We start from the raw sequence: 22334 nt of genomic DNA, 5'->3' as shown, positions 1-22334 counted from the left end.
AAAAAACCCGCCGGGTGTGAATAAGGGGCATCGGCGATGCCCCGAAGGAGGATTATTTCGCGGCGGCGCTGCGCCATTGTTTAATAAACTGCAGACGTTTTTGCGGCTGTAAATAATCGAGCAGCGTTTCGTTGACCGGGATCGGTTTTAACGCTTTGCCCAACAGCGCGGTCATACCATCGATATCATTTTTACCTTCAATATCGCGACGAATAGAGGGAATATCCGCCTGGCTGGCGAGGATCTGCTGGCCTTTTTCCGACAAGACATAGTCGAGCCACAATTTCGCCGCATTGGGATGTTCGCTCTCCTGGCTAATAAACGAAACGCGGGAGAGCACCAGCACGTAATCTTTCGGATAGGCGATGCCTAAAGAGGGATCGTTTTTCGCCCGTGCTTCGGCATAGGAGCCAAGGATGTTATAGCCGATCAGGTTTTCGCCAGAGGAGACGCGCTCCATCATCGTGCCGGTGGAAGACTGCACTGTCAGACCGCCTTTAGCGATATTCGCCAGGTCGGCAAAATAGTTCGCGTCGGCCTGGCTGTCCTGCACCGCCAGCATAAAGCCGAGGCCCGATTTTTCGATATCGTAGGTGGTGACTTTGCCTTTAAATTTATCGGCCTGGCTGGCGATCAGTTTTGCCAGCGCGGTATGCGAATCCGGAACCTCATTCTGCGGGATCAGCCGTTTGTTATAGATAAACACCACCGGCTCGTAGGTGGTGCCATAGGCTTTCTGCTGCCACACCGCCCAGTCGGGTAATTGCTTCACCTCCGGCGAGGCATATTGTTCCGCGTATTCGGTAGCTAATTTCAGCGCGGTATCCATCGACGAGCTCCACACCACGTCCCCGCTGCCGCCCCCGGCGGCCTGCTCGCTGATATAGCGGTTATACAGCTCGGTGCTGTTCATGTCGTTATATTCGACTTTAACGCCCGGATATTGCGCTTCAAATCCTTTAATTAACGGCCCGGCCGCTTTGGTATCGGTGGTGGAATAAATAACCACCTTGCCCTCTTTTACGGCGGCATCCACCGTTTTTTGATAATCCGCGGGATAGCCCGCAGGCACCTCCGCCCAAGCGGCACAGGCGAAAACGGCCGTCAGTGAAACCACTAAACCACTTATTTTCCTATACATGATACCAACCTTTAATCATCAATTAATAAACACAAATTTAACATATAGTGGTATCAGCTCCCCTTGCAACGCCGGGGATGGCTTTTTTCTGGCTTTTGTGACACTGGCAGAATTTAAAAATGTGGTGTTTATGGCGTTAATTAAAACGCGATCCCGGCCCCGTTTTTTATCGCCTGTCGCCTGACGCAGACACAGACGCAGTGACATTCCGCCGGGAGATGCCGCCCTTGACCTTCTGCGCCTGGCGGCGCAGCATAAAACGGCAAACATAACAAAATAACAACAGACTACAGGAGAGAATCAGTGCCTACAGGACACCGCTTTCTGGCGACGGATCTGCATCAGTTTGTCGTCTCACTGTTTACCCATCTCGGCAGTACCTCAGGGGAAGCCACCCTCGTCGCAGACCATCTGATCGCCGCCAATCTTGCCGGGCATGACTCCCACGGCGTCGGGATGATCCCAAGCTACGTGAAATCCCACGCCGGTGGTTTTCTGCAGCTCAACCGCCACGCCACGGTGACCAAAGACGCCGGCGCCGTGGTCACCCTCGACGGCAACGCCGGCTTCGGCCAGGTGGTCGCCCACGAAGCGATGCAGTTAGGCATTGAAAAGGCGAAGCAGCATGGTATGGCGGCAATCGCCCTGCGCAATGCGCATCACGTCGGGCGCATCGGCTACTGGGCCGAGCAGTGCGCCGCCGCCGGGCTGATCTCCATCCACTTCGTCAGCGTGATTGGCGACCCGATGGTCGCCCCGTTCCGCGGGAAGGACAGCCGCTTCGGCACTAACCCGCTGTGCGTGGTGTTTCCCCGCGCGGGCCATCCGCCGCTGCTGCTGGACTACGCCACCAGCGCCATCGCCTTTGGTAAAACCCGCGTCGCCTGGCATAAAGGCGAAGCCGTGGCCCCCGGCTGCCTGATCGACGCCGCGGGCCGACCCACCACCGACCCGGCGGTGATGCAGACCTCGCCGCTGGGCGCCCTGCTCACCTTCGCCCAGCACAAAGGCTATGCCCTGGCGACGCTGTGCGAAGTGCTCGGCGGCGCGCTCTCCGGGGGGCAAACCACCCATCAGGAGAGCCTGCAGACCAGCGTCGACGCCATCTTTAACTGCATGACCACGGTGATCCTGCGCCCGGACGCGTTCGATGCCCCGGACAGCCAGGCGCAGACGGAGGCCTTTATCGCATGGTGCAAGCAGTCGCCGCACGATGCCGATGCCCCGGTGCTGGCGCCCGGCGAATGGGAGGCCGCCAACCGCGAAGCGCGGCTGGCGCAGGGGATCCCGCTGGATGCCGGCAGCTGGCAGGCTATCTGCGCCGCCGCGCGCGACGTCGGCCTGAGCGAATCGCACTTCGACCGCTGCCGCCCTCTCGCCTAGCCACGTTTACCCCCGCAGAGCGTCTGACGTCGGCGCTCTGCGTCATCGTCATTAGTGACGAGGTCACGTTCCCGTCATCGCACCATTTTAATTTTCACATGTAAATCAACAAATTAAATTCTGGCACAAGACCTGCATAGCGCAGCAGGCCTGCGTCTGCATCACGACCAGGCGTTACCGCGATCGTTGCCCGTCGGGCCCGGCGCGACAGCGATCCTCTGTTCACTGTTAACAGGTCTGTTACTGATGAAAAAAATCACGAGCGTGTGCCCCTACTGCGGGGCGGGTTGCAAACTTAAACTGGTTGTCGACAACAATAAAATCATTCGCGCGGAAGCCGCCGACGGCGTCACCAACCAGAACCAGCTGTGCCTGAAAGGCTACTACGGCTGGGATTTTCTTAACGACACGCAGCTCCTGACGCCCCGTCTCAAACAACCGATGATCCGCTACCAGAAAGGCGGCGCCTTCACGCCGGTCAGCTGGCAGGAGGCGATTCGCTATACCGCCAGCAAGCTCAGGGAGATCAAAGAGAAGCATGGCCCGCGCGCCATCATGACCACCGGCTCCTCGCGCGGCACCGGCAACGAAACCAACTATGTGATGCAAAAGTTCGCCCGCGCGGTGCTCAACACCAATAACGTCGACTGCTGCGCCCGCGTCTGCCACGGCCCCTCTGTCGCCGGGCTGCAGCAGGCGCTGGGCAACGGGGCGATGAGCAACTCGATCAGCGACATCGAAAACTCGAAATGCCTGCTGGTCTTTGGCTACAACTGCGCCGACTCCCATCCAATCGTCGCCCGCCGGGTGATCAAAGCCCGGGAAAACGGCGCCAAAATCATCGTCTGCGATCCGCGGCGCATTGAAACCGCGCGCATTGCCGACCGTCATCTGCAGCTCAACAACGGCAGCAACATGGCGCTGGTGAATGCCTTCGGCTATGTACTGCTGGAGGAGGAGCTGTACAACAAAGCCTATGTCGAACGCTATACCGAAGGGCTGGATGCTTACCGCGAAGCGGTGAAGGATTATGCCCCGGAAGCGGTGGAAGCGATTGTCGGGGTCAGCGCGCAGGCGATCCGTGAGGCGATGCGCATCTTCGCCGCCGCCCCTTCCGCCACCATTATGTGGGGCATGGGCGTCACCCAGTTTGGCCAGGCGGTGGACGTGGTGCGCGGTCTGGCAAGCCTGGCGCTGCTCACCGGCAACCTGGGGCGGGCGAACGTCGGCGTGGGGCCGGTCCGCGGGCAAAACAACGTGCAGGGCGCCTGCGATATGGGCGTGCTGCCGAATCTGTTCCCGGGTTATCAGGAGGTCACCGACCCCGCCGTGCGGGCCAAATTCGCCGCCGCCTGGGGTGTCGACCCGGCGCTGATGGATGACCAGGTCGGCACCCGCATCACCGAGGTGCCGCATAAAGCGCTGACCGGCGAGATCAAAGCCTACTACATCATGGGTGAAGATCCGCTGCAGACCGAAGCCGACCTCGGCCTGGTGCGCAAAGGCATCGAGGCGCTGGACTTTGTGGTGGTGCAGGACATCTTCATGACCAAAACGGCGGAAATTGCCGATGTCCTGCTGCCGGCCACCTCCTGGGGCGAGCACGGCGGCGTATTCACCTGCGCCGACCGTGGGTTCCAGCGGTTTGAACAGGCGATCCCTCCGGCGGGGAATGTGAAGCGCGACTGGGAGATCATTAGCCTGCTGGCCAGCGAAATGGGTTATCCGATGCACTATGAGAACAACCAGCAGATCTGGGACGAGATGCGCGAACTCTGCCCGCTGTTCTACGGCGTGACCTGGGAGAAAATGGGCGATATGGGCCATGTCCAATGGCCATGCCCGACCCTCGACCACCCCGGCACGCCGTGGCTGTATAAAGACAACCGCTTCGATACCCCATCGGGCAAAGGACAGTTGTTCGCCACCGCCTGGCGCGCGCCGGCGGAGCGCCCGGATGACGAGTGGCCGCTGGTGCTCTGCACCGTGCGGGAAGTCGGGCATTACTCCTGCCGCTCAATGACCGGCAACTGTGCCGCGCTGCAGTCGCTGGCCGACGAGCCGGGACGGGTGCAGATGAATCCGTTGGATGCGCAACGACTGGGGATCGCTGACAAACAGCTGGTGTGGGTCAGCTCCCGACGCGGGAAGGTGATCACCCGCGCCGACCTCAGCGATCGCATCAATCCGGGGGCGGTCTATATGACCTATCAGTGGTGGGTGGGCGCCTGCAATGAGCTGACCCAGGATAACCTCGATCCGATCTCCAAAACACCGGAAACCAAATACTGTGCGGTGAAAGTGGAAGCGATAGCCGACCAGCAATGGGCGGAGCGCTACGCCTGGACGGCCTACAGCGATATGAAGGCGCGACTGAAAGCCGCCGCCGACGTCTGACCTCAGGGAGCGCGCCGCGCTCCCTCTGCCGCTGCCGGTGGGTTACGCCGCCGGCAGCTGTTTCTCCACCAGCGCCACCCACATGGCCACCCCGGGACTAATCAGCGCATCGTTAAAGTCATAGCTGGCGTTATGTAGCGGCTTCGACGGGGTTTCGCCGTCGGTGCCTATCCAGAAATAGGCTCCCGGACAGGCCTCCAGCATGCAGGCAAAATCTTCGGAGGCCATCGACGGCGCCTGGTTCCAGCGCACCGCTTCCGCGCCGAGGGTGGCGACGGCCACCTCGCGCACCTGCTGCGCCTGCAGCGCATGGTTTTTGGTCACCGGATAGCCCGGGAACCAGCTAATCTCACCCTGCACATCGGACACCTGCGGCTGGGTCGCCACATAGCTTTCGATTAGCTCGCGCACGCGGGCGCGAACGCGATTGCTCAGACAGCGGAAGGTACCGCGCAGCACCACGGTGTCCGGCAAGACGTTGATCGCCTCGCCGCCGTTTATCTGGGTGATACTGACCACCGCGGAATCCTGCGGCGACAGGCGGCGGGAAGGAATGGTCTGCAGCGCCATAATCAGCTGCGCCGCCGCGACGATCGGATCGGCCCCGCTCTCCGGCATCGCCGCATGGCAGCTCTTTCCGCGCAGGGTGATCTCGAAGGCGTCCAGCGAGGCCATCATCGCGCCATCGCTGAGCGCCACTTCGCCAAGGGGGATCCCCGGCCAGTTATGCAGCGCGTAGATGGCGTCCATCGGGAAGCGCTCGAACAACCCCTCTTCCACCATTTTGCGCGCGCCGCCGAGGTTCTCTTCCGCCGGCTGGAAGACAAAGTGGACGGTGCCGCTGAACTGGCGGGTCTGCGCCAGATGGGCGGCCGCCGCCAGCAGCATCGCGGTGTGACCATCGTGGCCGCAGGCGTGCATCACCCCGGGACGGCGCGAGCGATAGCTGACGCTCCCCAGCTCGGTGATCGGCAGGGCGTCCATATCGGCGCGCAGGCCGATGACCGGCCCGGGACCGTTTTCCAGCGTCGCCACGACGCCGGTGCCGGCCAGCCCGCGGTGTACCTGCAGCCCAAACGAGGCCAGCAGCTCCGCAACGCGGCGCGAGGTCTCCTGCTCCTGATATCCGAGCTCAGGCGCGGCGTGAAATTCACGTCGCCAGCCAACGGCTTCGGCGATCAGTGACGGCGATACGGCCATGTATTACTCCTTTCCTGCATAGCGTAATGCTGAATAATCGGTCATGCGTCGCGTTTTTTCCCCGTCGCTCACCGACGTCGGGTCGCTGCCGCTCCCTCCGTTATATCCTGTCGTTAACACGCTGACAACGTCACGAAATGCGGCGGCGGCGCGGCGTACAGCCCTGTCGCCGCCCTGCGGTCCTTTTTTGGTAGTGATTTCAACGGTGACAACGGCCAGGCGATTAATTATTATGCAACTCAGGACGGCAATTTGCCGAAGGATCCACTACTGACCTCTCCGTCATCGGAAATAAAATGTTTAACCCAGACCAGAATCGTCTTGCCCCCACGCTGGCGATGATCATGGCCGCGTCGCTCGTGGGATTTATCACCGGCTATACGGTGCCGTTAATCAGTCTTGAGCTGGCGCAGCAGCAGATCGCGCCGCTGTACGTCGGCCTGCTGGCCGCCCTGCCGCCCGCCGGCATGATGATCTCCTCCTTCCTCTCTCCTGCGCTGTGCCGGCGCGTTGAAATGGGCGTGCTGCTGAGCGGCAGTCTGATCCTGCTGGCGCTGGCGACCATCGCCTCATGCATGACCACCGATATGACGCTGCTTTTGCTGCCGCGCCTGCTGACCGGCCTGGCCTCCGGGGTCATTATCGTGCTGGGCGAAAGCTGGATCACCGGCGGCGCGGCGGGCAGCCAGCGCGCCACCCTCACCGGCATCTACGCCTCGGCCTTTACCGGCTGCCAGCTGGCCGGGCCGTTACTGATCTCCGTCGGCCCCGCCTGGCAGGCCTCGGCGCTGATGGCGATCGTCGCGGTCACCGCCGTCTGCCTGCTGATGCTGCGCCATCTGCCCACTGGCACCCGCGAAAGCCTTGGGGAGCGCGCCAGCTGGCGCAGCCTCGGCGCTTTCCTGCCGGTACTGGCCTCCGGGGTCTTCTGCTTCGCCTTCTTTGACGCCAGCATCCTCGCCCTGCTGCCGCTGTACGGCATGGACAAAGGGCTGAATGAAGGGATGGCGGTGCTGCTGGTCACCGTGGTGCTCACCGGGGATGCGATGTTCCAGACCCCGCTCGGCTGGCTGGCTGACCGGGTCGGCATTCGCCGCGTGCATCTGTCCTGCGCGGTAGTCTTCAGCCTGTCGCTGCTGGCCCTGCCGCTGATGCTCGGCTCGCGCATTCAGCTGATGGCCATTTGCCTGCTGCTGGGCGCCGCCGCGGGCGCGCTTTATACCCTGTCGCTGGTGCGGGCGGGGAAAACCTTCAATGGGCAGAAGCTGATTATGATTAACGCCCTGTTCGGCTTTTTCTGGTCCGCCGGCAGCGTCGCCGGACCGGTAGTCAGCGGCATGCTGATCGGCATCACCGGCTACGATGGCCTGATCGTCACCCTGGTGGCCAGCGGCGTGCTGTTCCTGTTGATTCAATGTCTATGCAAAAACGAGAAAACCCTGCTTGCCAGTGAGCAGGAAGAGGAGATGGACGAGGCGACGGAGTCCGCACGGTAGTCCTGACGGGCTGGCCTGGCGCCAGCCCGCTCGCCAGCAACCAGGCTGAGGTTTTACGCCATCAAACCTGCTCCAGGAGGACATCATGTTTTCATACATCATGCTTGGAACCAATGACCTGCCACGCGCCATCAAGTTCTATGACCCGTTAATGGCATTGCTGGGGCACGTCAAAGCCGGCCGTAACGAACAGGGAGCGTCCTGGGGCACCTTCAATGGCAACCACACCTGCGGCCTGTGCGTGGGCACTCCCTTTGACCAGCAGCCTGCCGGGGTGGGCAATGGAACGATGGTGGCGCTCAATGCCCGCTCCATCGAACATATTGCGGAACTGCATGCCCTCGCCCTGCAACTCGGCGGACGTGACGAAGGCGGTCCCGGTCACCGGCCGCAGTATGGCGACGGTTTTCACAGCGCCTACGTCCGCGATCCCGACGGCAATAAGCTGGCGTTTGTTTATTATGCGTCTGCAGTTTGAACGTTGAGATCTGAGGAGCTTGCGGGCTGCTGGCAGGAGAGGAAATTTGACAATCTCACTTCCTACCAGTAGGTTGTCCCGGCTGAATAGAACCCGCTGTAGATAGCGCACTTTTTCACCGCAATGATTGCTGGAGCGTGAAATGATCGAACGTTCGCCGAAAGCGCGAGAAATTATGGCAAATACGAGACAGCTGCTCACCGTCGGAGGGTATAAAAGTTTTAGCTATGCCGATCTTGCTGAGCGCGTGGGAATTCGTAAAGCCAGTATCCATCATCATTTTCCCAGCAAAGAAGATTTAGTTCATGCTGTTGTACAGGAGTACCGTGCAGAAGCCCGGGCGGGCATGGAGGCCATGGATCAGCAAATACACGATCCACTGATCAAAGTGAAAGGGTACGCCGATTTCTGGTCAGCCTGTATCAAGGATGGTACTTCGTCATTTTGCATCTGTGTCATGCTTGCCGTTGAGCTTCCGACATTACCTGCCGATATTGCCGCTGAGGTCACTGGTCATTTCAGCGATCTCTCTGACTGGCTGGCATCGTTACTTAGGGCGGGTGAAACCCAGGGCGTTTTCAAACTTAATGAAACGGCGGAAGTAGAAGCCAGCGCCCTGATGGCTGGTATACATGGTGCCATGCTGGCAGCGCGGGCATTCAATAATCCGCTGGTGTTTGATCAGATTGCCTGGCCTCTGATAAACAAAATCATAAAAGTCGCCTGACGATTGCCCGGTGACTTACCGGGCAATACTTGTTGCAAAACGGCCCCTTACCTCTCACACCTCGATACCGCTTTGATGACCTCACCTGGATTGCATCAAAACATGTTGATCTTTTACCTACCTACTAGTAGGTTTACTAACAGAAAGAAGCTCACGCCGATGCTTCGCTTGTCCAACATGCCAGCTTGAGAGGGTTAAAATGACCGACAGTATTCATCAGGGGAATCAGCAGAACTGGCTCAGACAGTATTATTTTTCCCGCACCATCTTCTCGATTTTATGGGCTGTTTCCACATTTATCGCTGCCCGGCATTCTTATTTTTGGGCCTCATTTTTGTTAATTCTTTATCCCGCCTGGGATGCGATAGCGAATTACATTGATGCGATTTGAAACGGCGGATTCGGCCGTAACCGGATGCAGACGGTCAATATTATCGTAAGCGCCGTCACAACGCTGGCGGTGATATTGGCTATCAATAGCAGCATAAATGATGTGATTCGGATATTCGGTTGCTGGGCAATATTATCAGGGCTACTACAGTTGGGCGCAGCGGTTCAGCGCTGGAAAAACTATCGTGCGCAATGGAGCATGATATTAAGTGGCGCCCAGTCTACGTTAGCAGGTGCTTTTTTTCTTTTTCAGTCCCGAACAATAGAACCACCGTCTGTAGACAACATTGTTGGTTATGCGGCCTTTGGGGCTTTCTATTTTTGTATTTCAACCGTGTCGCTAACCGTTCGACAAAAAAGAGAAGCACAACAACCAGGCTGAATGCACTTCTCGTTTAGCAAAAATCGTGGACAGAATGAGTTAACACTATGAATATCAAAGTACAGGTAAACAAACAGACGGTAGTGCGTCTGGCGCTGGTCGGCATTATTCCACTGTTCCTTATTTTATTATTCCTGTGGGCTGGTGGATGGCTTACGCCTGAAAGGCTGACATCGGATAAGCTTGTCACGGTATTACAACAGTCGGGTGGCGTTCATCAAGGCTATCGGCGGAATCATGCTAAAGGCATGTGCGTGCTGGGGAGTTTTATCTCAAACGGGAATGCCAGCACGCTATCGCGCGCCTTACTATTCAGCAAAGGCGAAACCGCGGTAACAGGACGCTTGGCTATTGCAGGAGGTAATCCGGCAGCTCCGGATTATACCGTGCCTGTCAGGAGTATGGCGCTGTCCTTTACTCAGGCCAATGGTGAACAGTGGCGAACCGGGATGAACGCCATGCCATTTTTCCCCGTCAGTTCCGTCGAAAGTTTCTATGAGCTTCAAACCGCGACGCTGCCAGACGCCAAAACCGGCAAGCCGAATCCGGAAAAAGTAAATGCTTTTGTCATGAGCCATCCGGAAATCAAGCCTTTTTTTGCCTGGGCAAAGCAATACATCCCCTCTTCAAGCTGGGCCAGCGATCGCTTTAACAGCCTGAATGCTTTTCGCCTGATCGATCAGACTGGCAATGAACATCTGGTACGCTGGAGTATGGTGCCGCACACCAGGTTTGTCCCCATAAGCGATATCGATAAACAGAACAAAGATTTTCTGCAACAGGATCTTCGGCAACGTCTGGAACAGGGCACGCTGGAGTGGGATTTAGTTTTCACGCTGGCTCAGGCGGATGACAAAGGTAACGATTCCACCAAAGCCTGGCCCGCAAACCGGAAAACGATTAATGCCGGAACGTTAGTCTTAAACAAGGCCATCCCTCAACAGCAAGGACCCTGTAATGACATTAACTACGATCCCTTGATCTTGCCTGATGGCATTGCCGCGTCTGATGACCCGATACTTAACGCACGCTCATCGGCTTATACCAAATCCTACAATCTGCGTACGCATGAACAGGCACAACAAGCAGGAGAGCATTTATGAAACAGGTTGCATACTTTCATCCGGCTCTGCGCGTCCTTCACTGGCTGATGGCCGCTGCGATCCTCAGTATGTTATTTATCGGCGTGGCGATGGTCTCGACCGTATCCTCCTTGCACAGCCTGTTGGTGTCGATCCACAAGCCTCTGGGGGTGATGATATTGCTTCTGGTTATCGTTCGCTTGTGGGTGCGATTCACCACGCCTACTCCCTCTTTGCCTGCCACCATCCCTACCTGGCAGCGTGGCATTGCCCACCTTTCGCACTGGGTACTCTATCTGATGATGTTGGCCCAACCGCTAATAGGTTGGGCCATGCTTTCAGCTGCAGGATATCCCGTCACCCTTGGCTACGGGATCGTCCTGCCCCCCATCCTGGGAGTCAATAATGACTGGTATGCGGAACTACGGCCTCTTCACACCTGGGTGGCTCTGGCATTATTCGCGACAGTGATGCTTCACCTGGCGGCTGCGTTACTACATGCTTTCGTGCTACGTGACGGCGTGTTCAACAGCATGACTGGCATCCGTAAACCGTAAGCTCACGTTGCGGCCGTCCCGGGATCCGCAAGCAACACATCGGCAATATCCAGCATGACACGCAGGCGGTCCATATGCCGGAGGTCAGAGTGATAACCCACCCATATATTTTTGGATGGCGGTGGCTCCGGCATGCTGATGGGTTGCAAACCGGTGATAGCATCGCCAAGCGGCCGCGGCAGCACGGCAATCCCCATCCCCCGCTGGCACATCTGCGCCTGTACGGCCCGGCTGGTACTGGTAAACACACGTCGTGACTGAGGGAACCTGTCGAGCAGCCAGGCGACGTCAGAGAAATGGGATTGCGCCGTATTCATCAGAATAAGCCCCACTGCAGCCGGGTCGTGTTGCGCGATCCCGGCCATATCCGGCGTTCCATACAGCGCATAGGGAATGGTCATCAGGCGGCGCTGGACAATATCCGGTTCGGTAAAGGGCACGATGCGAAACGCGATGTCGGCATCACGGCGCGACAGATTAAGCAAGCGGTAACTCGCGATTATCTCCGGTACAATCGCTGGATGGCGGTGCGTCAACTCGCTCAGAACCGGCGCCAGAACATAGTTAGCAAACCACTCAGCGCAAGATATCCGCAGTACCCCTTCGAGACGTTCGTGATTCCCTGCCAGGCGTCGCTCCATCGCCAGTGCGGAGTTTTCGACCGCCTCTGCCAGCTTCAACACTCTGTCACCAGCATCCGTCAGCACCAGCCCTTCCTTTGTCCGGCGAAACAGTGCCTGCTGCGCCTCAGCCTCAAGCGCCTTTATCCGCCGACCCACCGTCGGATGGCTTACGCCAAGGCTACGGGCCGCCTCCCCGAAAGACCCCTTACGCATGACAGCAAGAAACACCCGGACGTCGCCCCATTCCATGCTATTGCCTCGCCGTTCAAAAATGAACATCGAATATACAAAATCGTCAGTTCTAAAACAACTTTGTCGATATCACTATAGCCTCCTCAACCATACCGCTCAGGGCGACAATTCCAGGAGGCTTAGATATGAACAAATTAAAAGACAAAGTGGCCATTGTGACCGGTGGATCCAGTGGGATCGGAGCAGGTATTGCCCGTCAGCTGGCGGCTGACGGCGCGAGGGTCATCGTCAACTACGCGTCAAACAGAAGCAGTGCAGATAAGGTTGTTGCAGATATTGAAGCTGCCGGTGGACGGGCCGTGGCGGTAGCGGCAGATGTCACCAATCCATCCGAGGTCGAGGCGCTGGTTAACTCAGCCATTGGCAACTTCGGGCGCCTCGACATTGTAGTGAACAACGCTGGTATCTATCAGTTCGCCAGGATTGAAGATAGTACGGAAGTACTCTATCGCAGGCAGTTTGACATCAATGTTCTCGGCCCGCTGCTATTGGTTGGCGCCGCCACCCCGCATCTGGGTAAGGGCAGCAGCATAATCAACATCAGTTCGTTCGTCACTCGCGTCGCTATCCCCGAGAGCGCCATCTACAGCGGCACCAAAGGCGCAATTGACGCCATCACCAGCGTACTCTCACGAGAACTCAGCCCACGAGGAATCCGCGTCAACGCGGTCAACCCAGGACTTATCGAAACGGAAGGTAGCCATATTTCGGGCGCGATGAACTCGGATTTTCAGATATGGAATGAAAAGCAGACGCCGCTTGGACGCATCGGCCAGGTGCAGGATGTTGCTCCAATTGTCTCATTTCTTGCATCAGACGACGCGGGGTGGGTCACCGGCGAGGTGATTCTGGCCTCTGGCGGCATGCGCTGACCCCACCCTCACGACAGCCGTTTCTTACCGAGGACGGCGGCCATTCACTATGGAGTGTACAATGTCGACACCTACCATCATGCAAGCCGAGCCGCGTCGCTGGGCAATGTTTGTTATCCTGCTGGTCGGCGCGTTTTTGCCGCCGCTCGATTTTTTTATAGTCAATGTTGCGCTGCCTGCCATTCAGGGTGAGCTGGGTGCCTCATCCTCCGCGGAACAACTGGTCATTTCATCCTATGCTGCCGTGTACGCGGTCACATTAATTACCGGCGGCCGCCTGGGTGATATATATGGTCGTGGAAAGATGTTTTTTCTTGGGCTGGTCGGTTTTGCTGCCGCATCGCTGCTGTGCGGTTTAGCCTGGTCACCATGGGTACTGATTACCGGACGGGTGTTACAGGGAGCCACGGCCGCGATTATGGCACCCCAGGCGCTGGCTTCCGTACAGGCTATTTTCCCGGAGGCGGAAAAACCGCTAGCACTGAGCATCTATGGCGCAGTATTTGGTCTGGCGTCGGTTATCGGGCAGGTGTTGGGCGGCATTCTCATTTCAGTGAACCTGTTTCACCTGGGATGGCGAGCTATTTTTCTCGTTAACCTGCCGGTGGCGCTGCTGGTCATTCTCTGCGGCCTGCCGCTGGTAAAAGAGACACGGGCGCAATCTGCTCAGAAACTCGACCCGGTCGGTATGCTGCTGGCAACCGTCATGCTGAGCACGCTGATTGTGCCACTGATTGAAGGCCGTGAGGCGGGATGGCCCTGGTGGACATGGCTGTCATTTTTGGCCTTCCCGTTACTGGTCTCATTGTTATGGCGTTATGAACGTCGCCTTAGCCAGCATGGCGGTTCTCCGCTGCTTGATCCGACGGTGTTACGTGCCCCAGGCCTGGGCCAGGGACTGGCGATCGTTTTGCTGTTTTATTCCATCGGCGCCTTTTTTCTGTTGTTTTCTGTCTATCTCCAGGACGCGCTACATATAAACGCCCTGAACGCGGGCCTGATTTTTCTGCCTTTTGGCGTCGGCTTTCTTATCGGTCCGTTGCTGACCCCTTTCCTGAGACGTTTTGCCGGAAATTATCTGAGTGCAATAGGGATGGGATGCGAGACTTCCGGGCTAGCAGGCCTTGCAGGGTTGATTGCCAACACGATGACGGGCACGCCTCCGCCCATGCTGCCTCTCGCACTACTGCTCTTTGTCACCGGACTTGGCCAGGGACTGGCGATGCCTACGCTGGTGCGGATGGTGACAGGTCGCGTTGCGCCAGAGTTTTCAGGGATGATTGCCGGCGTGACCAGCTCGACGCTCCAGATCAGCACGGCGCTAAGCGTCGCCATCATCGGCGGCATTTTTTACAGCATGTTGGAAAACGGGAGAAGTGGCGCAAATATCACGCATGCCTTTATCGTCGCCCTGCTAACGATGGCGGTATGTCTCGCCACGGGCGCCGGGCTAAGTATCCGGCTTATCAGACGCTCCACTGGTTTATTTTCAACTGCGGCCCGTCTTCCTGGCAGCAAAAGCAACAGGCATGTGGCTGATTGAATACGCGATGCTCAAACAGTAAAGCCCCCTGACGCAGAGATAGTTTAAGCTTGTGTAACAGTATTTTTGGACATCACCGCTGCTTCGAGCACGCTGTCATTTTTAAATCATCCATTTGAGAAAAATCATGAAAAAGTCGATAGTTCCTGAAGAGTTTCAACATTATTTTAATGACTGGCACTTCTCCCCCATCATCGAGTCAGATGGCACAGTGTACCTATCAGGTGTTACCGCCGCGCGTAAAGACAAACCGATTAGTCAGCATCCTGAAGAACAATTTCATGATGCTTTTTATAAGCTGGGGGTTTATTTAGAAGCAGCCGGATTAACTTATGAAAACATACTTGAAATGACGACTTTTCATATTGACCTAAAAAAACATATAGACCTTTTTTCTAAGGTAAAAGATAGGTATATAAAAGCTCCATACCCGGCATGGACCGCCATCGGTGTATCAGAGTTCATTCCAGAAAATGCCCTTGTGGAAATGCGGATTGTGGCAAAAATGGAGGTTGTGTAATCCGATAATGGTGATGCATTTCTGATCAGAGCTCAGCGGGCTGGCCTGGCGCCAGCCCGCTCGGTTTACAGCACCTTGCTGAGGAACGCGGCGGTGCGTGGGTTGCTCGGCGCGCTAAAGATCTGCCCCGGCTTGCCCTCTTCCTGAATCACGCCCTGGTCGATGAAGATCACCCTGTCGGCTACTTCGCGGGCAAAGCCCATTTCGTGAGTCACGATCACCATGGTCATCCCCTCGCTGGCGAGGTTTTTCATCACCTCCAGCACGTCGCCCACCAGCTCCGGATCCAGCGCCGAAGTGGGCTCATCGAACAGCATAATCGACGGCTTCATCGCCAGCGCACGGGCGATGGCTACCCGCTGCTGCTGGCCGCCGGACAGGCTCGAGGGCCAGGCGTCGCGCTTATCGCTTAAGCCCACCTTCGCCAGCAAGGCGTCCGCCAGGTCGACCGCCTGCTGGCGCGGCATATTGCGCAGATTCATCGGCGCCATAATCAGGTTTTCCAGCACCGTCATATGCGGGAACAGGTTAAAGCGCTGGAACACCATGCCGACGCTTTCGCGCATCTTGTTGAGGTCGGTGGTCCGGTCGTGGGCGGCAAAGCCGTTAACCACCACCTCGCCTTCGCTGACCGTTTCCAGGGCGTTCATGCAGCGCAGGAAGGTACTTTTTCCCGAGCCGGACGGGCCGATGATGCACACCACTTCCTGCGGTTTAATATCGCAGCTAATGCCGCGCAGCACGTGGCTGTCGCCGAAGCGCTTATGTAAGTTATTAATGTGAATCACTTTTGCCAAACCTCTTTTCCAGACGGTTAACCAGCTGCGCCAGCAGGAAGGTGATCACCCAGTAGACCAGGGAGATGGTCAGGTAGGGTTCCCAGTAGGTGGCGTAGGCGCCGGAGACGGTGCGCGCGGCGTAGGCCAGATCGGCCAGGCCAATCGCCGAAGCCAGCGACGAGTCTTTGACAATGGCGATGGCGTTGTTGCCCAGCGGCGGCAGAATGCGGCGAAACGCCTGCGGCAGGATCACCTTGCGCATGGTTTTCCACCACGGCATGCCCAGCGCGCGGGAGGCCTCCATCTGCCCTTTGTCGATCGACTGGATGCCGGCGCGGAAAATCTCAGACACATAGGCTCCGGCGTTAAGGGTGATCGCCACGATGCAGGAGAGGAACGCCCCGTAGCTGGCGCGCAGCTCGCGGGCAAAGTCAGCGCTCATCAGGCCGCCGGTTACCAGCAGGCCGTCGCGCGGGTTGATAAACAGCGGCACCAGCGCAAAGTGCACCACCATAATCTGCACAAACAGCGGCGTACCGCGGAAGGCGCTAACGTAAAAACGCACCGGAAACTGCACCAGGTAGCGGAGAATATATTTCCATGGCCCGTGCTCGGCCTTCGCCATCCGCCCGAGACCGAGAGTTAACCCCCACAGCGTCCCGAGGATCACGCAGATAATGGTACATTTAATCGTCATCAGGGCGCCGTCCACAAACAGCGGGCCGTACTCCTCGATGATCTCCCAACGGAATCCCGTCATAGTCCTTCCCTAAAAAATACGGCTATCGCCTGGGCGATAGCCGTGGTCACTGAAAATGGTGGATTATTGCGCTGGCAGCGTCGGCACGTTGTCGTCGAACCAGGTTTTATAGATTTTGGCGTAAGTCCCGTCAGCAACAATCTTTTGCAGCCCGGCGTTGATCTTGCCCAGCAGTTCGCTGTTGCCTTTCGCCACCGCAATACCGAAATACTGACGCTCAAATTTGGCATCCGGCACCAGCTTGAACTGCTTCTCCGGGTGCTGTTTGATGTAGTACTTCACCACCCCGACGTCGCCAACCGCGGCGCTGACGCCGTCCTCAAACAGCTCCTGAAGCATCAGCGGGGTATTGTCGAAACGCTTGATCGCGGTGCTGTTTTTGCCCAGCACCTCAGAAACCACGATATCGCCGGTGCTGGAGTTCACCACCCCGACCTTCTCGTTTTTCAGGGCCGCCAGCGAATCCACCTGCGAGTCCTGGGCGACGACGATAGACTGCTCGGCCGGGAAGTACGGCGCGGAGAAATCGACCATCTGTTTGCGTTTATCGGTGATGGTGATCCCGGAGATGATGATGTCGCGGTCGCCGGTGTTCAGCGTGGCGAAGATGCCTTCCCATGGGGTATTGACCAGCTTGACGTCAAAGCCTTCGGCTTTAGCGATGGCTTTGATGATGTCGATGTCGAAACCTTCCAGCTGTTTCTGGCTGTTTTCAAATTCAAACGGCCGGTAGGTGCCGCCGGAACCGACGGTATAGGTTTCCGCAGCCGCCTGTCCGGCTGCCGTCAGCGCGGCCATCATGAAACACGCCTTGAGCAAATTCTTGACCATGAGATTTCCTTTTTATGCATTTATTTTGCATAAAAATACACACACTGACTTTTATATGCAACCGGAAACCTTCCCGCTGGTGAATTATCTCTTCAACTGCCCCGTTTACCGCCGGATTTACCGATGGCCCGGTGCAGGTCGTTGATTCGTTTCAGGGATTTCACCGTTTTTTGTGGCGTGGTGGAGGCCACCGACAGGACAATCATCTCCAGGCAGACCAGCACCGTGCCGTGCAGCGGCATCCGGCTGCTGTCCCCGCCGCGCGGGACGTCGATCACCACCTGCGCCTCCTGGCTGAAGCGCGAGTCCACCGCCTGGGTCAGCAGGATGGTCGGAATACCCAGCCGCTTCGCCTCGCGCAGGGTGGTCATCCCTTCGCGATGGGGGGATTTTTGCCCCATCATGATCAGCACATCGCCGCGCTGCAGGCCGATAAGCTGCTCGGCGAGGCTAAAGCCCGTGCGGTTCATCACATACGCCGGCAAGCCAATGCGGCTGAACAGCCGGGCGGTGTACTCGGCGAGGATCCCCGAGGCGCCGATGCCGAAGATCCCTACCTGGCGCGCGTCGCTGAGCAATGCCACCGCCTGGGCCACCGCCGCGCGGTTGTCGGCGCGCGACAGGACCTCGCAGACCCGCTGATGGCCTTCAAGCACAAAATCAATACTGGAGTTGACGTCGCTGGAGAGCGCCGTGACCGTCGAGCGCATTTTTTCCGCCGAGGTAACCGAGGTGCCGAACCAGCGCTCCATGGTCTGCTTAAGCTCGCGCAGCCCGGCGAAGCCCAGCGCCTGGATGGCGCGCACCACCGTGGCGTCGGAGGTCTGGGTCGCCGTGGCGATCTCCATCGCCGTATGCTCCAGCACCACCTCGCGGTTGTCGTTGATATAGCTGACCACGGCCCGCAGCCGGGGGGAAAGCTGGTGCGCCCGGGCGCGATAGCGTTCGCCGAACAGATCGACTTTGCCCTTCTCTTTTTTTACCGCGCTTTTCATTTGGCCTCCGCCGGGATGGGCCTGCCGGCAATATGCGACTGCACCTGGGCCACCATCAGAGACAGCGCGGCGTAGGAGTTAGAGATCACCTCTTCCCGCGGCAGCAAAATATAGTGCCCGGTGCGGCAGGCACGCAAAAAGTCACACCAGCCGGGCATCACACCTTCCATCGCCTGCAGCTCATCCTGCGGCTTACCGCCGGTATCCGACCGCCAGGTGGCGAAGACAAAATCGGCATCCAGCTCCGGCAACTGTTCAGCGCTGACGTCAATGCGCTGACCGTCGGGGATCCGCTCAATCAGCGGCGGAAAGCGGAACCCGGCGTCGCGCAGCACCCGGCCCAGCGCATGATACGAATGGTGCACCGTGACCTTGCCGTTGTTCGCCTGGATCACGGAGACGCTGTACTGCGGTGGGTTGACCATCGCTTTAAGCTGTTTGATTTGTTCCTGATAGCGGCGCTCAAGGATCGCCAGCCGCGGCTGGGTGCCGGTCAGCTGCGCCAGCTTGCGGTAAATCTCCGGGGCGCTACCCTGCAGATGGTCGATGCTCACCGTCGGGGCAATCTTCTCCAGTTGCTCCACTGACACATGGCGGCTGGGCTCGGTGATAATCAGATCCGGCTTTGCGGCGGCTACCGCTTCCAGATCGATATCGGCGGTACCAATAAAGCGGATATCGCTGTTGTCGAAATCGACACCGGTGAGCTGGGCGCTGGCGCGCAGATAGTGGCTGCCGTCCGGGCGCGTCCGGCCGTGGCTGGCGATCGGCGGCACCCCGAGCTCAATCAACGGAATGGTAATATCGAGATCGTGCATCGAAACAATGCGCTGCGGATGCAGCGGGACGGTGACCGTGCGGCCTAAATCATCGGTGAAAGTTTGAGTTTGTGGGGCGGCGGCGCTGACGGCCCCCGTCAGCAACAGCAGCAATGAGACGAACCAACGCATACTACCTTCCTGGTTAAAGGGCATCACGGCGACGCCAGAGCAAGACAACAAAGAATGGGCAGCCCACCAGGGCAATGACAATCCCCGCCGGGATCTGCAGCGGGGCAAACGCCAGCCGGCCAAGGGTATCGGTTACCAGCACCAGCAAGGCGCCAATCAGCGCGCTGCCGCACAGCAGCGATACCTGGCCGCCGCGCAGCACAAAACGCGCCATATGCGGCGCCATCAGGCCCACAAAGCCCAGGCTGCCGACGCAGGAGACGCTGGCCGAGGTCAGCAGCACCGGCGCGAAAAAGCGCAGCATCGTCAGCTGCTGCAGACGTACGCCGAGGCCGATGGCGGTCCGGTCGCCCAGCAGCGCCACGTCCGCCGCCCGGGCGGTACAGAACAGGATGATGGCCCCGGGCAGCGCCCAGCAAAAGGCCACCGCCAGCAGCGGCCAGGTCGCGGCCTGCAGGCTGCCCGCCAGCCAGATCATCGCCGTCTGCACGTCGCGAACGTCGGCGGTGGTCATAAAGATGCCGACCGCTGCCGCCAGAGTCCAGGAGACGCCGATGCCAATTAAAATAAAGCGCGGCCGCGAACAGTCGCGCGCCAGCGTCAGGACCAGCAAGGCCACCGCCACGCCGCCGACCATTCCCGCCAGCGGCCGCCAGACCAGGCCTACCGCCGGGAAAAACAGCACCAGCGCCAGCACCACGATGCTGGCCCCCTCTTTGACGCCAATCAGCCCCGGGTCGGCCAGCCCGTTACGGGTGATGCTCTGCATCGCCGCGCCGGCCAGCCCCAGCATGGCCCCGCACAGCAGCGCCATCAGGATCCGCGGCAGGCGGATATCAAACAGAATAAAGCGCGGCTGCTCGCCCATATCCTGCGGCGCCAGCAGGGCCCGCGCCAGCGTCGACGCGGGCAACGGAAAGCTGCCGCGGCTGAGGCTGTACAGCCCGAGCGCCAGCAGCATCAGCATCATGATGGCGGCAATGTTGAGCGCCGCCGGGCGCAGCAGCAGCTGGCGGGAGGCGATAACCAGCGGCCGAAAACCGGCCCGGTGAACGGCGCGCGTCATTTAAAAAACCTCGCGGCGATAAAGATAAACAGCGGCGCGCCCACCAGGGCGGTCATCGCCCCGGTCGCCAGCTCCTGCGGCGCGACCAGCGTCCGGGCGGCGATGTCCGCCAGCACCAGCACCAGCGCCCCCACCGGCGCCGCCAGGGGCAGCGCCAGACGGATATCTTCCGTCACCAGACGGCGCACCACATGCGGCACCACCAGCCCGACAAAACCGATCGGCCCGGCCACCGCCACCGCCGCACCGCACAGCAGCGCAATCGCCAGCAGACCCAGCAGCCTCGTCTGGACGAGATTAACGCCAAGGCCCAGCGCCACCTTATCCCCCAGCGCCAGCACATTAAGCCGTGGGGCAATGAGCAGCGCGACGCCAAGGCCGATCAGCGCCGGAACCAGCGCCGTCTGCAGCGTGCTCCAGTTCAGTCCGGCCAGGTCGCCGGCCAGCCAGGTACGCATCGCCAGCAGCGTCTGTTCATCGAGGATCAATATCGCCGCCGTCACCGCCGACGCAAACGCTGACAGCGCCACTCCGCACAACGTGATGCGCAGCGGCGTCGCCCCGCCACGCCCGGCAGAGGCCAGCGCCATCACGCCGCCGAACAACAGCGCTGCGCCGCAGGCGGCGGTCAGCGGGCGCCCGGCGGGGAAAGCGCCGAGAGACAGGCCCAGCGCCGAGGTCGCCACCACCGCCAGCGAGGCGCCGGCGTTAAGGCCGAGAATATGCGGCTCGCCAAGTGGGTTACGGATCACCGTCTGCAGCAGCAGCCCGGCGACGCCGAGCGCCGCGCCGGTCAGCAGCGCTGCCGCCAGCCGCACCAGGCGCAGATCGACGATGATTCGCTGGTCGAAGTTGCGCGGATTGTACTCCAGCAGCGCCTGCAGCACCGTCTGTGGGGCGATCCAGCGGGCGCCTAAGCCAAGATGCACCAGCGAGGCGGCGATAAGCAGTAGCGTTAGCAGCAAGAGCGCCAGTCGGGGGCGGGCATGACGCCGCGCGGCGTACAGAACGGCGGCGCTCATGCGTCAACGGCCTGGCGGGCGCGAAACGGCATAAAGAACGGTTTGCCGGTTTGCGGGTTAATCGACATCTGCACGTCAACGTCAAACACGCGTTTAATCAGCTCAGGGCTACAGACGTCGTTGTCGCTAATCGTGCCGGCGATGCGCCCCTGTTTGAGGAATACCAGCAGATCGGCATAGTTCACGGCAAAGTTGAGGTCATGGAGCACCGTCACCACCGTGCGGCCATGTTCGCGGGTGAGAGTCTGGAGCAGCTCGAGGATATCGACCTGATAGCGCAGATCGAGCCAGGTGGTCGGCTCATCGAGCAGAATGGTGGCCGTTTGCTGGGCCAGCGCCATGGCGATCCAGCAGCGCTGACGCTGGCCGCCGGAGAGGCTGTCCACCGGCAGATGGGCGAATTCGGCGGTACCGGTTAAGCGCAGCGCCTCCTCCACCGCCAGCTCATCGGCCTCGGACCACTGGCGCATCAGCCCTTGCCATGGGTAGCGCCCGCGCGAGACCAGCTCGAAAACCGTTAACCCTTCCGGGGTCACCGGCGATTGCGGGAGGATGCCCAGCTGGCGCGAGACGGCTTTCGTCGGCATCTGGTGAATGGCTTGCCCGTCCAGACGCACGCAGCCGCCGAGCGGTTTCAGCATTCTGGCGATGGTCGAGAGCAGCGTGGATTTACCGGAGCCGTTCGCCCCGGCCAGCACCGTCATTTTGCCGGTGGGAATGGTCAGGTTGATATCGTCAACGATCAGGGTCTGGCCGTATCCGGCCGACAGGGCATCCAGTACGATCCCCTGCTCTGCAGGTTTCACCCGCTGTGGCATAACTCGCTCCTGCGCCGCAGCGTTCCAGGCCATCGCTGAACAGTCTGCAGTCAAACAAAAATAAATCTCA

General features: G+C 59.2%; 22 protein-coding genes and 1 pseudogene. 12 read left to right on the top strand and 11 right to left on the bottom strand.

The window, feature by feature from the left end; translation table 11 throughout:
* Positions 1-52: 52 nt before the first annotated feature.
* Positions 53-1141 (bottom strand): ABC transporter substrate-binding protein, encoded by a 1089-nt coding sequence (locus tag SP68_RS10700; protein ID WP_022066115.1) that lies wholly within the window; start codon positions 1139-1141, stop codon positions 53-55.
* 303 nt (positions 1142-1444) lie between these two features.
* Here SP68_RS10700 and SP68_RS10695 point away from each other — a divergent pair, with 303 nt between their 5' ends.
* Together SP68_RS10695 and fdhF are read left to right on the top strand one after the other, a co-directional pair.
* Entirely contained in the window at positions 1445-2524 is a 1080-nt protein-coding gene (locus SP68_RS10695; protein WP_012967958.1) for a malate/lactate/ureidoglycolate dehydrogenase, read from the top strand.
* Between the two features lie 246 nt (positions 2525-2770).
* Entirely contained in the window at positions 2771-4921 is a 2151-nt protein-coding gene (gene fdhF / locus SP68_RS10690; protein WP_022066114.1) for a formate dehydrogenase subunit alpha, read from the top strand.
* 42 nt (positions 4922-4963) lie between these two features.
* On the opposite strand, the gene SP68_RS10685 is transcribed toward fdhF, so the two are convergent.
* The gene (locus tag SP68_RS10685) at positions 4964-6121 is read right to left on the bottom strand and encodes a M20 aminoacylase family protein (RefSeq protein WP_008804517.1); all 1158 of its coding nucleotides are present in this window, start codon (positions 6119-6121) and stop codon (positions 4964-4966) included.
* A 296-nt stretch (positions 6122-6417) separates the two neighbouring features.
* On the opposite strand from SP68_RS10685, the gene SP68_RS10680 reads away from it, so the two are divergent.
* From SP68_RS10680 to SP68_RS10655, 7 genes are all read left to right on the top strand, one after another.
* Entirely contained in the window at positions 6418-7617 is a 1200-nt protein-coding gene (locus SP68_RS10680) for an MFS transporter (RefSeq protein ID WP_012541437.1), read from the top strand.
* 85 nt (positions 7618-7702) lie between these two features.
* Complete coding sequence (locus SP68_RS10675) at positions 7703-8095, top strand: VOC family protein (protein WP_022066111.1); 393 nt, start codon at positions 7703-7705, stop codon at positions 8093-8095.
* A gap of 142 nt (positions 8096-8237) precedes the next feature.
* A complete protein-coding gene (locus tag SP68_RS10670) occupies positions 8238-8822 on the top strand; it encodes a TetR/AcrR family transcriptional regulator (protein ID WP_012541434.1) in 585 nt (194 codons plus the stop codon).
* A gap of 199 nt (positions 8823-9021) precedes the next feature.
* A complete protein-coding gene (locus tag SP68_RS28850) occupies positions 9022-9213 on the top strand; it encodes a hypothetical protein (protein WP_022066110.1) in 192 nt (63 codons plus the stop codon).
* Between the two features lie 24 nt (positions 9214-9237).
* The gene (locus SP68_RS28845) at positions 9238-9594 is read left to right on the top strand and encodes a DUF308 domain-containing protein (protein ID WP_223168407.1); all 357 of its coding nucleotides are present in this window, start codon (positions 9238-9240) and stop codon (positions 9592-9594) included.
* Between the two features lie 47 nt (positions 9595-9641).
* Entirely contained in the window at positions 9642-10697 is a 1056-nt protein-coding gene (locus SP68_RS10660) for a catalase family peroxidase (RefSeq protein ID WP_022066109.1), read from the top strand.
* A complete protein-coding gene (locus SP68_RS10655) occupies positions 10694-11233 on the top strand; it encodes a cytochrome b (protein ID WP_022066108.1) in 540 nt (179 codons plus the stop codon). The genes SP68_RS10660 and SP68_RS10655 overlap by 4 nt, the downstream gene beginning before the upstream one ends.
* 2 nt (positions 11234-11235) lie before the next feature.
* On the opposite strand, the gene SP68_RS10650 is transcribed toward SP68_RS10655, so the two are convergent.
* Positions 11236-12105, bottom strand: a complete 870-nt coding sequence (locus SP68_RS10650) for a LysR family transcriptional regulator (RefSeq protein WP_022066107.1) — start codon at positions 12103-12105, stop codon at positions 11236-11238.
* 128 nt (positions 12106-12233) lie between these two features.
* Between SP68_RS10650 and SP68_RS10645 the strand changes: the two genes are divergently transcribed.
* From SP68_RS10645 to SP68_RS10635, 3 genes are all read left to right on the top strand, one after another.
* Positions 12234-12980, top strand: a complete 747-nt coding sequence (locus tag SP68_RS10645) for a glucose 1-dehydrogenase (RefSeq protein WP_040968607.1) — start codon at positions 12234-12236, stop codon at positions 12978-12980.
* Positions 12981-13041: 61 nt separating this feature from the next.
* A complete protein-coding gene (locus SP68_RS10640; protein ID WP_022066105.1) occupies positions 13042-14523 on the top strand; it encodes an MFS transporter in 1482 nt (493 codons plus the stop codon).
* A gap of 127 nt (positions 14524-14650) precedes the next feature.
* Positions 14651-15043 carry a RidA family protein gene (locus SP68_RS10635; RefSeq protein ID WP_012541429.1) on the top strand — a complete coding sequence of 131 codons (393 nt, stop codon included), beginning with the start codon at positions 14651-14653 and terminating at the stop codon, positions 15041-15043.
* Positions 15044-15108: 65 nt separating this feature from the next.
* Here SP68_RS10635 and SP68_RS10630 read toward each other — a convergent pair whose 3' ends face one another.
* From SP68_RS10630 to SP68_RS10595, 8 genes and pseudogenes are all read right to left on the bottom strand, one after another.
* The gene (locus tag SP68_RS10630) at positions 15109-15831 is read right to left on the bottom strand and encodes an amino acid ABC transporter ATP-binding protein (RefSeq protein WP_012967953.1); all 723 of its coding nucleotides are present in this window, start codon (positions 15829-15831) and stop codon (positions 15109-15111) included.
* The gene (locus tag SP68_RS10625; protein ID WP_008804505.1) at positions 15818-16582 is read right to left on the bottom strand and encodes an amino acid ABC transporter permease; all 765 of its coding nucleotides are present in this window, start codon (positions 16580-16582) and stop codon (positions 15818-15820) included. The genes SP68_RS10630 and SP68_RS10625 overlap by 14 nt, the downstream gene beginning before the upstream one ends.
* A gap of 63 nt (positions 16583-16645) precedes the next feature.
* A complete protein-coding gene (locus SP68_RS10620) occupies positions 16646-17413 on the bottom strand; it encodes a basic amino acid ABC transporter substrate-binding protein (RefSeq protein WP_008804504.1) in 768 nt (255 codons plus the stop codon).
* Between the two features lie 92 nt (positions 17414-17505).
* A pseudogene (locus SP68_RS10615) lies at positions 17506-18439 on the bottom strand (MurR/RpiR family transcriptional regulator).
* Positions 18405-19382 carry an iron-siderophore ABC transporter substrate-binding protein gene (locus SP68_RS10610; protein WP_074456603.1) on the bottom strand — a complete coding sequence of 326 codons (978 nt, stop codon included), beginning with the start codon at positions 19380-19382 and terminating at the stop codon, positions 18405-18407. Before SP68_RS10610 ends, SP68_RS10615 begins: the two are co-directional and overlap by 35 nt.
* Positions 19372-20424 carry a FecCD family ABC transporter permease gene (locus SP68_RS10605; protein WP_008804502.1) on the bottom strand — a complete coding sequence of 351 codons (1053 nt, stop codon included), beginning with the start codon at positions 20422-20424 and terminating at the stop codon, positions 19372-19374. The genes SP68_RS10610 and SP68_RS10605 overlap by 11 nt, the downstream gene beginning before the upstream one ends.
* Complete coding sequence (locus SP68_RS10600) at positions 20421-21446, bottom strand: FecCD family ABC transporter permease (protein WP_023297799.1); 1026 nt, start codon at positions 21444-21446, stop codon at positions 20421-20423. The genes SP68_RS10605 and SP68_RS10600 overlap by 4 nt, the downstream gene beginning before the upstream one ends.
* Positions 21443-22264: an ABC transporter ATP-binding protein gene (locus SP68_RS10595; RefSeq protein WP_023297800.1), complete on the bottom strand. Its 822-nt coding sequence runs from the start codon at positions 22262-22264 to the stop codon at positions 21443-21445. The genes SP68_RS10600 and SP68_RS10595 overlap by 4 nt, the downstream gene beginning before the upstream one ends.
* Between the last annotated feature and the right edge of the window lie 70 nt (positions 22265-22334).

Source organism: Klebsiella variicola (assembly GCF_000828055.2).
GTDB lineage: Bacteria > Pseudomonadota > Gammaproteobacteria > Enterobacterales > Enterobacteriaceae > Klebsiella > Klebsiella variicola.
This window is presented reverse-complemented; position numbering and strand designations above follow the sequence as displayed.